Origin of the sequence: Vibrio sp. NH-UV-68 (assembly GCF_042940635.1) — a bacterium.
GTDB lineage: Bacteria > Pseudomonadota > Gammaproteobacteria > Enterobacterales > Vibrionaceae > Vibrio > Vibrio pacinii.
Window position 1 is genome coordinate 1,792,289 of sequence record NZ_CP134975.1, and the last position, 15,099, is coordinate 1,807,387.

At 44.8% G+C, this 15,099-nt stretch carries 12 protein-coding genes; 6 read left to right on the plus strand and 6 right to left on the minus strand.

The genetic code is table 11. The annotated features are described in order from the left end of the window. Positions 1-69: 69 nt before the first annotated feature. Positions 70-255 (minus strand): hypothetical protein, encoded by a 186-nt coding sequence (locus tag ViNHUV68_RS08180; RefSeq protein WP_038172468.1) that lies wholly within the window; start codon positions 253-255, stop codon positions 70-72. 120 nt (positions 256-375) lie between these two features. Beyond that, positions 376-1,899 (minus strand): fumarate hydratase, encoded by a 1,524-nt coding sequence (locus ViNHUV68_RS08185; RefSeq protein WP_038172471.1) that lies wholly within the window; start codon positions 1,897-1,899, stop codon positions 376-378. Positions 1,900-2,067: 168 nt separating this feature from the next. Here ViNHUV68_RS08185 and pabB point away from each other — a divergent pair, with 168 nt between their 5' ends. Continuing rightward, the gene (pabB, locus tag ViNHUV68_RS08190; protein ID WP_391087223.1) at positions 2,068-3,450 is read left to right on the plus strand and encodes an aminodeoxychorismate synthase component 1; all 1,383 of its coding nucleotides are present in this window, start codon (positions 2,068-2,070) and stop codon (positions 3,448-3,450) included. On the opposite strand, the gene ViNHUV68_RS08195 is transcribed toward pabB, so the two are convergent. Further along, entirely contained in the window at positions 3,447-5,144 is a 1,698-nt protein-coding gene (locus ViNHUV68_RS08195; protein WP_391087226.1) for an ATP-binding protein, read from the minus strand. The two genes, pabB and ViNHUV68_RS08195, sit on opposite strands and share 4 nt — an antisense overlap. Positions 5,145-5,149: 5 nt before the next feature. Continuing rightward, complete coding sequence (locus ViNHUV68_RS08200) at positions 5,150-5,692, minus strand: heme NO-binding domain-containing protein (RefSeq protein WP_391087229.1); 543 nt, start codon at positions 5,690-5,692, stop codon at positions 5,150-5,152. An 87-nt stretch (positions 5,693-5,779) separates the two neighbouring features. Between ViNHUV68_RS08200 and ViNHUV68_RS08205 the strand changes: the two genes are divergently transcribed. The 3 genes from ViNHUV68_RS08205 (at position 5,780) to ViNHUV68_RS08215 (ending at position 9,383) form a co-directional block, all read left to right on the plus strand. Then, complete coding sequence (locus ViNHUV68_RS08205) at positions 5,780-6,397, plus strand: CoA pyrophosphatase (RefSeq protein WP_391087232.1); 618 nt, start codon at positions 5,780-5,782, stop codon at positions 6,395-6,397. A gap of 277 nt (positions 6,398-6,674) precedes the next feature. Further along, entirely contained in the window at positions 6,675-7,928 is a 1,254-nt protein-coding gene (locus tag ViNHUV68_RS08210; protein ID WP_391087234.1) for an aromatic amino acid transport family protein, read from the plus strand. Positions 7,929-8,021: 93 nt separating this feature from the next. Further along, positions 8,022-9,383 carry an L-serine ammonia-lyase gene (locus tag ViNHUV68_RS08215; RefSeq protein WP_038172486.1) on the plus strand — a complete coding sequence of 454 codons (1,362 nt, stop codon included), beginning with the start codon at positions 8,022-8,024 and terminating at the stop codon, positions 9,381-9,383. A 147-nt stretch (positions 9,384-9,530) separates the two neighbouring features. Here ViNHUV68_RS08215 and ViNHUV68_RS08220 read toward each other — a convergent pair whose 3' ends face one another. Then, complete coding sequence (locus tag ViNHUV68_RS08220) at positions 9,531-10,685, minus strand: aromatic amino acid transport family protein (protein WP_391087237.1); 1,155 nt, start codon at positions 10,683-10,685, stop codon at positions 9,531-9,533. A 430-nt stretch (positions 10,686-11,115) separates the two neighbouring features. Further along, positions 11,116-11,481: a 6-carboxytetrahydropterin synthase QueD gene (gene queD, locus ViNHUV68_RS08225; protein WP_038172492.1), complete on the minus strand. Its 366-nt coding sequence runs from the start codon at positions 11,479-11,481 to the stop codon at positions 11,116-11,118. Between the two features lie 292 nt (positions 11,482-11,773). Between queD and ViNHUV68_RS08230 the strand changes: the two genes are divergently transcribed. Then, positions 11,774-13,387 (plus strand): methyl-accepting chemotaxis protein, encoded by a 1,614-nt coding sequence (locus ViNHUV68_RS08230; protein WP_038172493.1) that lies wholly within the window; start codon positions 11,774-11,776, stop codon positions 13,385-13,387. A 180-nt stretch (positions 13,388-13,567) separates the two neighbouring features. Continuing rightward, positions 13,568-14,968, plus strand: a complete 1,401-nt coding sequence (gene asnS, locus ViNHUV68_RS08235) for an asparagine--tRNA ligase (RefSeq protein WP_391087241.1) — start codon at positions 13,568-13,570, stop codon at positions 14,966-14,968. The last annotated feature ends 131 nt before the right edge of the window (positions 14,969-15,099 follow it).

Here is a 15,099-nt window from a genome sequence, read left to right on the forward strand (position 1 = left end):
ATCCTAGATGAACAAAAAAGCCCCTGAAGAGATCCAGAGGCTTAAAATATATGTGCTATCAACGAAAATTTAATCGTCTTCGATCAATTTATAGATAATAAACAGGGCAATTTCTACTATTAGCAACAACACACAGGTGATCGTCACGTACTTCTCATCGAAGATACTAATACCATGTAAAATAAGGTCATAACAGACAAATGCACCCACCACCACCGCAATGAAGATTTGCAAGATTTGAATAAAACGTGGCATGTAAGCTCCTGACGATTTTAAAATATTAGAGTATACAGACTAAAGGTGGTGCCTTTGCGCCACCTTTGTCAAATATTTGCTAATTAAATCAGTAATTTCTTTCAAAATTAACCGTTATAATTACGATTTAACATCCATTTCTTGGATTTTTACTTTCCAAGTATCTGGACCTATTTGGTGAGCATTAGCACCGTTTGCGTCAACTGCCACTGTCACTGGCATATCTTCAACTTCGAACTCGTAAATCGCTTCCATACCCAAATCTTCGAATGCGACCACGCGCGCTTTCTTAATCGCTTTAGCGACTAAGTAGGCAGCACCACCGACGGCCATTAGGTAAACCGCTTTATGCTTTTTGATTGATTCAACTGTCGCAGGTCCGCGCTCAGCTTTACCAATCATGCCCATAATGCCCGCATCTTCGAGCATCATGTCGGTGAACTTGTCCATGCGGGTTGACGTTGTAGGGCCAGCAGGGCCAACCACTTCATCACCCACGGCATCAACTGGGCCAACGTAATAGATAAACTTACCTTTTAAATCAACGCCATTTGGTAGCTTTTCACCCTTTTCAAGCAAGCCTTGAATACGCTTATGCGCCGCATCACGACCTGTCAGAATTTTACCCGATAGGAGTACCGTTTCACCGGTTTTCCACTCTTGAACTTGCTCTTTAGTGACCGTATCTAAGTTCACGCGACGTGTGTTCTCACCCGCTTCCCAAGTAATATCTGGCCAATCTTCAAGTTTTGGTGGCGTCAATTCTGCAGGGCCGCTGCCATCAAGTGTGAAGTGAACATGGCGCGTCGCCGCACAGTTCGGGATCAAACAGACAGGCTTAGAGGCCGCATGAGTTGGCGCCGTTTTAATTTTGACATCAACAACGGTCGTCAAACCGCCAAGACCTTGCGCGCCGATACCGAGTTTATTGACACGATCAAAGATATCGAGACGTAACTCTTCTTCTGCATTTTCTGGACCGCGATCGATAAGCTCTTGAATATCGATATGCTCCATCAGAGACTCTTTCGCAAGCACGGCTGCTTTTTCAGCCGTGCCACCAATACCGATACCGAGCATGCCCGGTGGACACCAGCCCGCGCCCATTGTTGGCAAGGTTTTTTCTACCCACTCAGCTATATCATCGGAAGGATTGAGCATCACCATTTTGGTTTTGTTTTCACTGCCGCCACCTTTGGCTGCAATCTGAATATCAACCTTGTCGCCTGGCACCATACTGATATGAACGACCGCCGGAGTATTGTCTTTGGTATTGATGCGTTTTCCTGCTGGGTCTTTCAATATAGAAGCACGTAACGGATTATCCGGGTTGGTATAAGCTTGACGCACACCCTCATCAATCATCTGCTGAACGGTCATATCGGTCGCGTCCCATTGCACGTTCATACCGATGTAGACAAAACAGGTCACAATACCCGTATCTTGACAGATCGGGCGGTGCCCTTCGGCAGACATACGTGAGTTAATCAGAATTTGCGCCATGGCGTCTTTTGCCGCTTGGCTTTGTTCACGGTGGTAGGCTTTTTCTAGGGCTTGGACAAAGTCTAATGGATGGTAATAAGAGATGTACTGAAGTGCATCAGCAACACTACTGATCACATCCTGTTGGCGAATTACGGTCATTGCATGCCTCGTTATCGTTATGCTTCCTTTTGTCATCGCACACAAACGATTGCTAAACGAACTTGTATTAGCAACACGCTGGTGTAGCGACATTTATGGTCATTATGATACTCTTGCTTTCCTCAACACGCCACGGTAGCAACGATCTCTTTGTCACAAATTAAACAAATGAATAACAACAAGCCAAATCGCTTAGAAATCAAGCCGATTACCTATAAAAACACCTTAGCAATCGAGCTTTTTAATCTTGTCGAGTCACAGCCGTGGGCGATGTTACTCCGCTCTCCCTCGCCTTCTCATATCGATAGCCGTTTTGACATTCTTGTCGTCAATCCGGTGGCAACCCTAACCACCACTGGCGACAAAACATGCCTTGTCAAAAAGGGTCATATCAGCGAGTCACAGCAAGATCCCTTTGAGCTACTTAAGCAGATTCAATCCGAGCTCCTACCTGAAATCGACTATCAGGGAGAGCTACCCTTTATTGGTGGCGCGCTCGGTTATTTTGCTTACGACTTGGGTCGCCGTGTTGAGCGTTTACCGGTAATTGCCGAGCAAGATCTCACGACTCCGGATATGGCTGTCGGCATTTATGATTGGGCGGTTGTGGTTGATCACCAGACAAAGCATGCATTCGTGGTTGGCGTTGATATTGAGGCGCGTTGGCAGTGGTTACAACTCCAAACGTCAGAGAGCAATAAAGCTTTCTCGCTCACCAGTGACTGGCAATCGAATATGACCAAAGCAAGCTACAGTGACAAGTTTCATCAAGTACAAGAGTACCTACGCTGTGGGGATTGCTATCAGATCAATCTTGCCCAACGATTTAACGCCGAATACCAAGGCAGCGAATGGCAAGCCTACCTAGAACTTGAGCAGATCAATCAGGGCCCATTTTCAGCGTTTGTCCGTACGGATAGGAGCGCGATCATCAGCGTCTCACCTGAGCGTTTCTTGCAAGTTAAACAGGGAATGATCGAAACCAAGCCAATCAAAGGAACTCGACCAAGACACGTCGATAAAACGCTTGACCAGCAAGCGGCCAGCGAACTCGCTCATGCTGAAAAAGATCAAGCTGAAAACTTGATGATCGTTGATTTACTGCGTAACGATGTCGGTCGGGTGGCTAAGCCTGGCAGTGTGCATGTACCGAAACTGTTTGAAATCGAAAGCTTTCCAGCTGTTCACCACCTCGTCAGCACGATTCGAGCTCAACTGGATGACGGTTTCGCTGCCGCCGATCTACTTAGAGCATCGTTTCCGGGAGGCTCAATTACTGGCGCTCCGAAAATCAGAGCAATGGAAATCATTGAGGAGTTAGAGCCACATCGTCGCAGTGCATACTGCGGTAGCATTGGTTACATCAGTCGACATGGCGCCATGGACACTAGCATTACCATTCGTACTTTGGTCGCCGAAAACAATCAGCTTTATGTATGGGCTGGAGGCGGCCTCGTAGCCGATAGTCAATGCGATAGCGAATACCAAGAGACACTTGATAAGCTCAGTCGCATTTTACCCGTGTTAAGTCGCCAAAGCCGCGAACACTAAACCCATTTATCTAGCGTCTGTGTTAAATCCTTAGCGGTATACGGTTTGGTTAAAATATCATTCATGCCGCTTTGGATGCATTTTTCACGTTCACCTAAGGTTGTACTTGCCGTCAGGGCAATAATGGGCAATTGATAGCCTTGCTCACGTAAGTATTGTGTTGCTTCAAAACCGTCCATTTCGGGCATGCGGCAATCCATAAAAATCAAATCATACTGACCGCTACACACCGCTTTAATGGCCTCAATACCATTGTTAGCGATATCTGGCGTAATCGACAACTTTTTGAGCATCTGGTTAATAATAACTTGATTCATACGAATATCATCCACAACCAAAATTGCCAACGCATCAAGTGGTTTCTTACGATTCTCTGGCGCCAGTTGTAAGTCGCGCGCTTGCTCTACCGTGCCTGCTTTTAAAGGCAATATCACCTCAAAGCAGCTTCCTTTGCCTAGCTGACTACTGAGAGTGATTGACCCTGACATCAGCTCAACTAAGTTTTTACATATCGCCAAACCAAGGCCAGTGCCTTCAAAGTGACGCTTTGCTGTTCGGTCGACCTGAACAAATGGGTTAAACAGATCTTTTTGCGCATCTGGGCTTATCCCTACCCCAGTGTCTTCGACTAAAATGCGCAATTGGTCTTGATGCCAGTCGACAACCACACTCACTTTACCCTCAAGGGTAAACTTTACTGCGTTACCAATCAGGTTAACGAGAATTTGTCCAATACGCTCAAAATCGCCAATCAGCGCAGCGGGTAACGAGTTTTCTTGACGAATTTCAAACTCAATGCCTTTTTCACGCGCAGGGTTGTCAAAGATGCCAATAAGTGTTTCACACAAGTCTGTCCATGAAAACTGAGATGGAATAAGCTCCATCATGCCAGCGTTCATTTTGCTGAAATCAAGCAGGTCATTAATAATATGGCGCAATAAGTCACCGGAATGGGAAAGATTAGACAGCAGTGCTTGTTGCTCTTCCGTCAATGGTGTGTCGGCTAATAATTCGGCACTGCCTAGCAAACCATTGAGGGGCGTTCGCAGTTCATGATTGATCATTGCCACAAACTCTTGAGTCGAGCGTTCAGACTCTTCTGCTCTTGCCCGAGCTTGCTGATTGCTAATTACGATTAACTGGCGACTGATTGCGCTGCAGACCAACTCAGACACCAGTAACATCTGGCTGACGATGAAATCTTTTTCGATATCACTTTCATTGACGAAGATAGTTAATTCACCCACTACTTGCTGATCAACTTCTATCGGTAAGCGCAGCCGTAAACCATCCCAAACCGGGTATGGCTTAGTCATATGTAACGCTGATTCACTGCATTGACCAAATTCACTTTCGACCACCGTTGCAATCAGATCCGTTTGAAGAATTAAACTGGCGGTTTTTATGACGCTGAGTGCTTCAAGGCATTCCAGCAAACTGATGATCAACCCATCATCAAAATTACGCCTCAGAAAGGCGCGACCAAAATGAATCAGCGCGTCATTAATATGCTGTTCAAATTCAAGTTTGTGCAGGTCAGTACGTGTTTGCAATTTGAGTTGGTTTAGGACCAGCTCTAAATGTTGGTTGGATTGATACAGCTCTAAACTCTTATTTTCTAAAAGCTGTTCTGCTTGTTTTCGTGAAGCAATTTCACGGATTAATTTTCTCTCTAGCGGCGATTGATTGTCCATGTCGATTACTCAACTAAAGTGACCATGAACCGAACTTGGCGACCATCTTCGCTTTGGTTCTCCATTTCAACCGCCACTCTTTGTTGATAGTACTCAGCGCAGCCTTCGATCAATCCAAGGCAAACATGTGACATACAACGAGCACTTATGTAATCAAACACTAACTTCGTTTGCGAGTCGGATAAGAACTCAAACCTTGGTGGTTTAGCATCTGGATAGAGTTTTTTTACCTCGACATGAATATAGTCTTCAACCAACTTTATGAATTGAAAGGTAGATTTGCAATTCTGTAGACTACTATTACTAGGTAAGGTGCGATATAAATTGTGAAAGACGGACTGACCGAATATACGTTGCAGTTGTTGAGGGGAAATGCCAGTACGCTGACTCAATTGGACGATGAGCTTAACTAGGTTTCTGTGATCATAGCTACCTACTGTGGTGTAGACACCGCTGTCTTCGGCTTGAGATAGAACAGCGTCTAGCTCTTCAAGACCGAACTGCTGTTCAACTAAATCCATAAATTCGGTGAATATAATTCCTTTCATCCGTTTCGCTATCCTTACGCGATTTTTGCTTACCAAAAGCATGAGTCATTTTATTCACATTTTCAAATTGCACTAGGAGCTAACGTGTTGTCTGATTTAAATAAAAGCAGCCTAATTCAGCGCTTCCAATTGCACAAGACCGTTGACTATCATCAAGAGGCGATCCGACGTGTTGCGCATTTACAACCGAGTAAGCTAAGAAAAGCCTCGGTACTAATTGGTTTTGTTGAAAGAGACAACGGCTTACACGTACTCTTTACTCGCCGAGCGATCCACCTTAAACACCATCCAGGTCAAGTGAGCTTTCCCGGAGGCAAATATGAACTTAGTGATGGTGATTTGGCCACCACCGCACTGAGGGAGACCTATGAAGAAGTGGGAATTAGCCAAGATAAAATACAAATTCTTGGTCAGTTACCTGAGCTAGTGACAGTGAGTAAGTTCACGGTCACTCCTTTCGTCGCTTTTATCGCTTCTGACTATCAAACCAAGATCGATCACAACGAAGTCGACCAAGTGTTTGAAGTCCCGGCTAACGTCGTTTTAGATACTCAGAAATTGCACAGTGAGCAGTTCTTAATCAACAACTATTTCCATCGCGTATTTGGTTTATCCTATCAAAACCACTTTATTTGGGGAATGACAGCGCAAATTATCGATGCGATGCAAAAACAGATTATGCATAGTAGCGAAAAAACCGACTAGCTCTTGATAATCCGTCACATTAGGTAAATTGTTTTTTAATATAGCAATCGTTTTCTATCGACATCGATTAAACAAACTCATAACATCATTAGTTTTTCTAATGCTACGTATTAGCATAAATCACTAGTAGCACATCATTTTCGTGAGCAAAAACCTATTTTTGACATATCCTATTATAACTCTTATCAATTCATGACTTAGATCTACTTTTCATGTAAAGAAATTCTGCAGAATTGCACCCGACTTATTTCCTGTTCCCAAAAATGAGTATCACAAAATGAATACTGCTAATACAGTGGCTTCTGCCACACAATCGTCTAGTAAATTTAATTACAAGGACTTCACCTGGTGTCTGTCGCTTTTTGGTACTGCGGTCGGCGCTGGCGTACTTTTCCTACCAATCAAAGCAGGTGCTGGTGGTTTTTGGCCATTAGTTATCCTTGCTCTAATCGCAGCACCAATGACTTGGTTTGCGCATAAATCTCTTGCTCGTTTCGTGCTTTCTGCGAAAAACCCTGAAGCTGACATTACGGACACTGTTGAAGAACATTTTGGTAAGACTGGCGCAAACCTTATTACTTTCGCTTACTTCTTCGCTATCTACCCAATCGTTCTTATCTACGGCGTTGGTATCACCAACACGGTTGACTCTTTCTTGGTTAACCAAGTCGGTATGGAATCTATTCCACGCTGGTTACTGTCTGGTGCACTTATCACGGCCATGACAGCGGGCGTGGTATTTGGTAAAGAATTGATGCTAAAAGCAACGTCAGCGATGGTTTACCCACTTGTCGCTATCTTGCTTGCGCTATCTTTCTTCCTTATCCCAGACTGGAACAGCTCAATGGTTTCTGTCGCACCGGATTGGTCTGCAATGCCATCTATCGTTTGGTTAGCAATCCCAATCATCGTGTTCTCTTTCAACCACAGCCCAATCATCTCACAGTTCTCTAAAGAGCAACGTCGTGTATACGGTGATGACGCAGTGAAGAAAACCGACGCGATCACGGGCGGCGCAGCAATGATGCTGATGGGCTTCGTAATGTTCTTCGTTTTCTCTGTAGTACTTTCACTGTCTCCAGAGCAACTTGCTATGGCGCAAGAGCAAAACATCTCAGTGCTTTCTTACCTTGCTAACGTTCACGAATCACCGCTGATCTCTTACATGGGTCCTTTGGTTGCATTCGCAGCAATCACTTCTAGCTACTTTGGTCACTTCCTAGGCGCTCACGAAGGTTTGGTTGGTTTAGTTAAGTCTCGCTCTAGCGCATCAGTCAACAAAATTGAAAAAGTGTCACTGCTGTTCATCGTCATTACTACTTGGATCGTAGCTATCGTTAACCCAAGTATCCTAGGTATGATTGAAACAATGGGCGCACCAATGATCGCGGGTATCTTGTTCCTAATGCCTGTATTCGCAATGCATAAAGTGCCAGCGATGGCGAAGTACAAAACTTCTGCACCCGTACAGATTTTCACAACTATCTGTGGTCTTGCTGCAATTAGTTCTGTAATCTACGGCGCTCTTTAATCTTAAGACTTTACACAGTCTGATTAAGCCAAAAATATAACGATAATAATAAGCCTCCCAACCCTTGGGAGGCTTAGTTTTGAGGTAATCGATATGATTAGTGTTTTTGACATCTATAAGATCGGCGTTGGTCCTTCAAGCTCACACACTGTAGGCCCAATGAAAGCGGGTAAAGAATTTATTGATGATTTACGTTCAATGGGAAAATTGCGCGACATCACTAAAATTACCGTGGACGTCTATGGATCACTATCACTGACAGGGAAAGGTCACCACACCGATATCGCCATCATTATGGGTCTTGCTGGTAATACGCCAGAGAAAGTTGATATCGACTCTATTCCGGGCTTTATTGCTCGCGTAGAAGAAACTGAGCGCCTTCCTGTTGGCATGCACTGTCACACAGTATCGTTCCCGAAAGAAGGTGGTATGAACTTCCATACTACCAACCTTGAACTACACGAAAACGGCATGCAGATCCACGCGTGGGTCGATGACGAAAAAGCGTACTCAAAGACTTATTACTCTATCGGCGGTGGTTTCATCGTTGATGAAGAAAACTTCGGTAAAGAAGAACAAAATCCAGTTAAAGCACCTTACGAATTCACCAGCGCTGAAGAGCTAATGAAGCAATGTAAGGAGAGTGGCCTTTCTATCAGTACCTTGGTGATGAAGAACCAAGCTGCACTACATACTGAAGAAGAATCACATACTTATTTTGCCAAGATTTGGAAAACCATGCGCGAGTGTATGGAACGCGGTATGAATACCGAAGGTATTTTGCCAGGTCCCCTACGTGTGCCGCGTCGTGCAGCAGCGCTACGCCAGCAACTGATTACTTCAGAGAAAACCACCAACGATCCTATGACTGTGGTTGACTGGGTAAACATGTTTGCTTTTGCTGTTAACGAAGAGAACGCAGCAGGCGGTCGTGTTGTGACAGCACCAACCAACGGTGCGTGTGGCATCATCCCTGCGGTACTGGCTTACTATGACAAGTTCATTCAGACGGTTACTGAAAAAGATTACATCCGCTACTTTGCTGCTTCTGGCGCGATTGGTGGTCTGTACAAGCGTAACGCATCCATTTCAGGCGCTGAAGTAGGTTGCCAAGGCGAAGTGGGTGTTGCGTGTTCGATGGCTGCGGCTGGTCTTGCAGAGCTTATGGGTGGTAGCCCTGAGCAAGTCTGCATGGCAGCAGAAATTGCCATGGAGCACAACCTAGGTCTAACGTGTGACCCTGTTGCTGGCCAAGTTCAGGTACCTTGTATCGAACGTAACGGCATTGCTGCTGTGAAAGCGATCAACTCGACTCGTATGGCGCTACGTCGTTCTTCTGCTCCAACCGTTTCTCTAGATAAGGTTATCGAGACCATGCTAGAGACAGGTAAAGATATGAACGCAAAATACCGTGAGACTTCTCAAGGTGGCTTAGCAATCAAAGTTATTTGCTAAATACCCGCCTTGTATAATCTAAAAAGCCCGAACATTTGTTCGGGCTTTTTTATGGATTGTTACCAGATATCAAACATGAAATCCTACCCATTTTCCGTTGCGGTTTACCCTATTCAAGATATGATCAACCGCAGCTCTTTTATTGCATCACAACAGCTGTGAGGTAATAAGAAACACGCCAAACAATAAACTAAAGATCAGCATGGACGTACCACCTTCAGCTCGATATCGTTGCGACATGATCTCTGCTCGGCGTGCTTTTATCACCATGATTAACGGCATGCCAACGGCTAACAACACGAGAATAATCCCCGCATAAGCCAGTACTGACAAAAACTTATCCGCTGCCCCTATCGCACCAAGCAATGGCAATATAAAGGTAACCACGTAAATCAGCGTGCGATTACTACCCAGCGCATCACTGTTTTGATGAAACAAAGCCATCGCCACACCAAAAAATGATGTCAGTAACGCCAAGCCAATAAACAGTGACAATACGTTCCCTATCCATGGGGTTTGCTGCTGAAAAACGCTCATCAATTCAGACACATTAGTAAACTGTTTCAATTGCTGTGCTGGCAAGCTCCCTACCACGGCAAACAACCAACACAAGTAACAAACTAAGGGAATAATTGAGCCAAGTATGATCATGTTTCTTAGCTGTTTGTCGGTCGCTTCATTGTTGTATGTCACCAAGCTTGGGATAACGACCATAAAACCAAAACTGGTGAATAGCACCGAACTGGTTTCGATTAAACTAAAGTGATCGTGATTACTCACCTGCTGTAACGCAGTAAAAGAAAACTGTGGTAAAAGCGCGCCGAGTGTTAAAACTAAACACAAGATCATCACCATAAACAGCACGCGATTAAGCTTGTCAATCACGCCCGTACCACAGGTAACGATTGCACCTGCCGCTAAGGTAAACATTACTTGGCTTTCAACCTGACTCAGAGTTAGGCCAACGCTGGATAATAATTGTGCTAACAAATCGGCAGCACCCAGAATATAAGCCATTAGCAGACAGATAAGCAGCGCATACAGCAGGCTGTTACTTAGCCATTGGCCGCTTCGGCCCAACAGTTTTCTCGCGATCGAATTAAGCCCAATGCCACCATCTGATTTGATGGTCGCTTCAAGTAACAACAACGCGGCATAAGTGGTACCAAACCATATAAAGGCCATTAACAAGGAGCCATAAGCCAAGCCAAATTGAGCTAATACCATAGGTATAGCTAGCATACCGGCACCAAGAGCGGTCCCCGAAACAATGAGCGCACTGCCCAATAGTTTTGTATTCATTTTTTGTAAAACCGAAATAATTAATTATTTTTGACTGTATGTGGGTATTTTGAGCACGGGTATAGAATGCAATGATCAATACAAGGCGCTAAAGCGAGAAAATGAATAGGACTTTAAATAGGGGCTGCGGCAAAGTGGGGAAAGCAGTGATGATAAGGAATATTGGCAAATGAAAACCGCGCGATGGGGTGATCCTTCTGTCGGCTCTATTATCGGTGTCGTTATTTTGAAAATCACTTTGGTATCCTAACAAACAACCATCCGCTGGCTGAAATAATAGCGCTTCATGCTCTATGTCATCTCACATCGAGATATTTTTATCTTATCGTCAAAACAAACGATTGCAACGGACGAGCAGTCAAGTGACTAAAGTTCAGGCAGTTAATGGTAATAAAAAAGCGAAGTCTGTGCTTCGCTTTTCGATTAACCGTTAGGCTTCGCCTTTATAGATACAACCTGCGGTACAGGTTTCTTTGATTTCGATTTTGCTCAGGAGTGGCAAGCTTGGTTTCAGCTCATTCCAAATCCATTTAGCAAGGACTTCGCTAGTTGGGTTTTCTAACCCTTTAATATCATTTAGGTAATAATGATCAAGTCGGTCGTAAATCGGTTTAAAGGCGACTTTAATCTCAGAAAAGTCGATCACCCAGCCTGTATGTGGATCCACCTCACCTTCAACATAAAGGCGAACTAAAAAAGAGTGCCCATGGAGACGACCACATTTATGGCCTTCCGGAACATGCGGAAGATGGTGCGCCGCTTCAAACATAAACTCTTTGTATAATTCTGTTTTCATCTTAGATCTCAGGCTTGTCAAAACAGACGCAATACTAAGGAATAACGACAAGTGAGACAAGCTTTGCTCTCGACATTCGGCCACTTATTCTGCGATTAAACGATACCCTGCCCCTAGCACGTCAATTTCACGTTACCGCGTCAATTTTTTGATTACATTACGCTTACATCACATTTACAATACCCTTGAGGAGAGTAAGGTCACAGTATAAAGTTCGCTATCTTTTTTTCTGCTAGTAGATAAGACAAGATCTTTTAAGTTCATTCCAATAATTCTAAATAATAAGTCTATCATGCGCTTAACAATTACAACCAAGTTGCTTATCACCCTTTTGACCGTGTTCGGACTGGTATTGGTCGCATCAACAACCTACCAATACCTCCAACAACGTGAACTTATCAACTCCGTTTTAAGTGAACAATTGCACGACAAAGCGAGCAATTATTTCGATAGCTTAAATATGATGATGCTAACCGGAACCATGGCTCAAAAAGAGACATTGCGCCAGAAAGCACTGGCACAAGACGGTATCGAGCAAGTCAAAGTCTTGCGTGCCGATGCCGTCAGCAAACTGTACGGTCCGGGTCAGGACAATCAAGTTCCAACTGATGAAATAGACCAACGTGCGTTGGCGGGCGAATTGGTGATTGAGCCAATTTCTGCCGATTGGGGTAAAGGGATTGTGGTTGCTTTGCCGATGAAGTCTAGTGAAAACTACCGCGGAACTAACTGCGTGGCCTGCCATATGGCCGCAGAAGGTGAAGTATTGGGCGCGATTCGACTTGAGTACAACCTTTCTCATGTTAATCAATTAATCAGTCAACGAGCGTTTATCGCTTTAGCAATCATGTCTGCGTTTGGTTTCGTCGGCTTCCTTATTACTATGGCACTGATTCGTAAGATAATTGTTCGCCCGATTCAAAAGACATCCGGGTTTATGCAAAGCTTGAGCGCAACAAAAGATTTAACCCAACGCTTAGACGCTACGCAAAAAGACGAAATCGGCCAGCTTTCTGGCGCCATTAACTCGTTTATGGATACAGTGAACGACAGTCTTGAACAAGTTCAAACCACCTCGCATAAAGTAGCGGTTAGCGCGACTGAACTGACTCAGGTGGCTCAGATGACTGACTCTGCCGCCGACAATCAGCAACGCGAAACTTCAGACGTTCAAGACCACATCGAAAACATGCAAGCGCAGCAGGTTCAAGTCGAGCAAGCCACCAAAGACGCCTCTTCTTTGATCACCCATACCACTACCATTGCCAATCAAAGTGCTGGGCAAGCACACAACGCCAGCCATGATATAAAATCCTTGGTCGATGATATTGAACACGTCAAAGACAGTATCGTTTCCCTCAATAATCAAACTTCTGAAGTATCAAGTATTCTTGAAGTGATTAAAGGCGTTGCTGAACAAACCAATTTACTGGCACTCAACGCTGCGATCGAAGCGGCGCGCGCGGGCGAACAAGGGCGCGGCTTTGCGGTCGTGGCCGATGAAGTACGTAATCTCGCTAGTCGCACCGCAGAGGCCACCAGTAGCATCGAAACCATTATTTCTCAGTTCCAACATGACAGCCAAACCTCGTTGAACTCTGTTGACAGTGTATGTAGTACTGCCCACCAGCGTTCGACAGAAATTGAGCAGCTTTCACAAGCGATGTCGGGAGTAGTAAAAGAGATGCAACAAGCATTGTCACACGCCAACAGTATCGAACAGCAAACCAATACGTCCGCGGCCATCAGTCAGGAGGTACAAGGTAAAGTGCAGATCATTACCAAACATGCCAACCAAACTAGCGAGTCCGCGGCTCAAACTCATAATATCAGTATGAATCTTGAGCAACTTTCCGAACATTTGGAGGCTCTGCTTGATCAATTCACCCTTTCAACCAAAAAATAACCCTTTATCGGCTATTTTTGTCCGACTAAACGACAATAAAGGTTGAAGCTTAGTAATTGAAAGGTAATATGTCTCATTGAAGTACTAGAATTCTATCCAACCCAATGTTTGTTCATTATTTATTCGTAAACTAATGTCACATTGGGTTGAATTTTCATCTCAATGGGGAATATTTACAACATGACTTACGCGCCTGTATCAGACGTTTTGAAAGGTCAGCTAGCAGTAGACAGTGAAGTGACTGTTCGTGGCTGGATCCGTTCACGTCGTGATTCCAAAGCTGGAATCTCTTTTCTCGCCATTTATGACGGCTCTTGTTTCGACCCGATTCAGGCCGTGGTCCCTAATAATCTGAATAATTACGATAACGAAGTACTCAAGCTAACCACTGGCTGCTCTGTTGAAGTAACAGGTAAGATTGTTGCGTCTCCTGCGAAGGGCCAAGATTTTGAGTTAGCGGCTACTGATGTAAAAGTAGTCGGTTGGGTTGAGGATGCAGAAACTTACCCAATGGCGAAAACTCGTCACTCAATTGAATACCTTCGCGAAGTTGCACACCTACGTCCACGTACAAACGTGATCGGTGCAGTAGCGCGTGTTCGTAACTGTCTTTCACAAGCGATTCACCGCTTCTACCACGAACAAGGTTATTTCTGGGTGTCAGCACCACTTATCACCGCGTCTGATGCTGAAGGTGCTGGTGAAATGTTCCGCGTATCAACGCTAGACATGGAAAACCTACCTCGTACAGAGCAAGGCAATGTCGATTACAACGAAGATTTCTTCGGTAAAGAGACGTTCCTAACCGTATCAGGTCAGCTAAACGCAGAAGCCTACGCTTGTGCGCTAAGCAAAGTTTACACTTTTGGACCTACTTTCCGCGCTGAAAACTCAAACACCAGTCGCCACCTAGCGGAATTCTGGATGGTTGAACCAGAAGTTGCGTTCGCTGATCTCGACGATGTGGCTAAATTGTCTGAAGATATGCTTAAGTATGTGTTTAAAGCCGTACTTGATGAGTGCCGCGATGATCTTGAGTTCTTTGCACAACGTATCGATAAAGAGGCCATTACACGCCTTGAGCAGTTTGTTTCATCTGACTTTGCCCAAGTTGACTACACTGACGCGATTCAAATCTTGATTGAATCAGGTCGTGAGTTTGAGTTCCCTGTTGAATGGGGTATCGACATGTCTTCTGAGCACGAGCGCTTCCTTGCAGAAGAGCATTTCAAAGCGCCGGTTATCGTTAAGAACTACCCGAAAGACATCAAAGCGTTCTACATGCGTCTCAATGAAGACGGCAAAACTGTAGCTGCAATGGATGTCCTTGCACCGGGTATCGGTGAAATCATTGGTGGTTCTCAGCGTGAAGAGCGTCTGGACGTTCTCGATGCACGTATGCGTGAAGTCGGTATCGATCCTGAACACATGAACTGGTACCGCGATCTTCGCCGTTACGGCACAGTGCCGCACGCCGGTTTTGGTTTAGGTTTTGAACGCCTTGTGTCTTATGTCACAGGTATGGGCAATGTTCGTGATGTGATTCCTTTCCCACGTACGCCACGCTCAGCTAACTTCTAACTTGGCGCACAACGTTAGGTTATAGTGTAAAAAAGCCTTCATATTGTGAAGGCTTTTTTGTGTCTATCGCTATTAGAGAACCGATGTGTAATCAGCTAGTTTCAGCATATTTGTTGTTGATGCCTCTTACC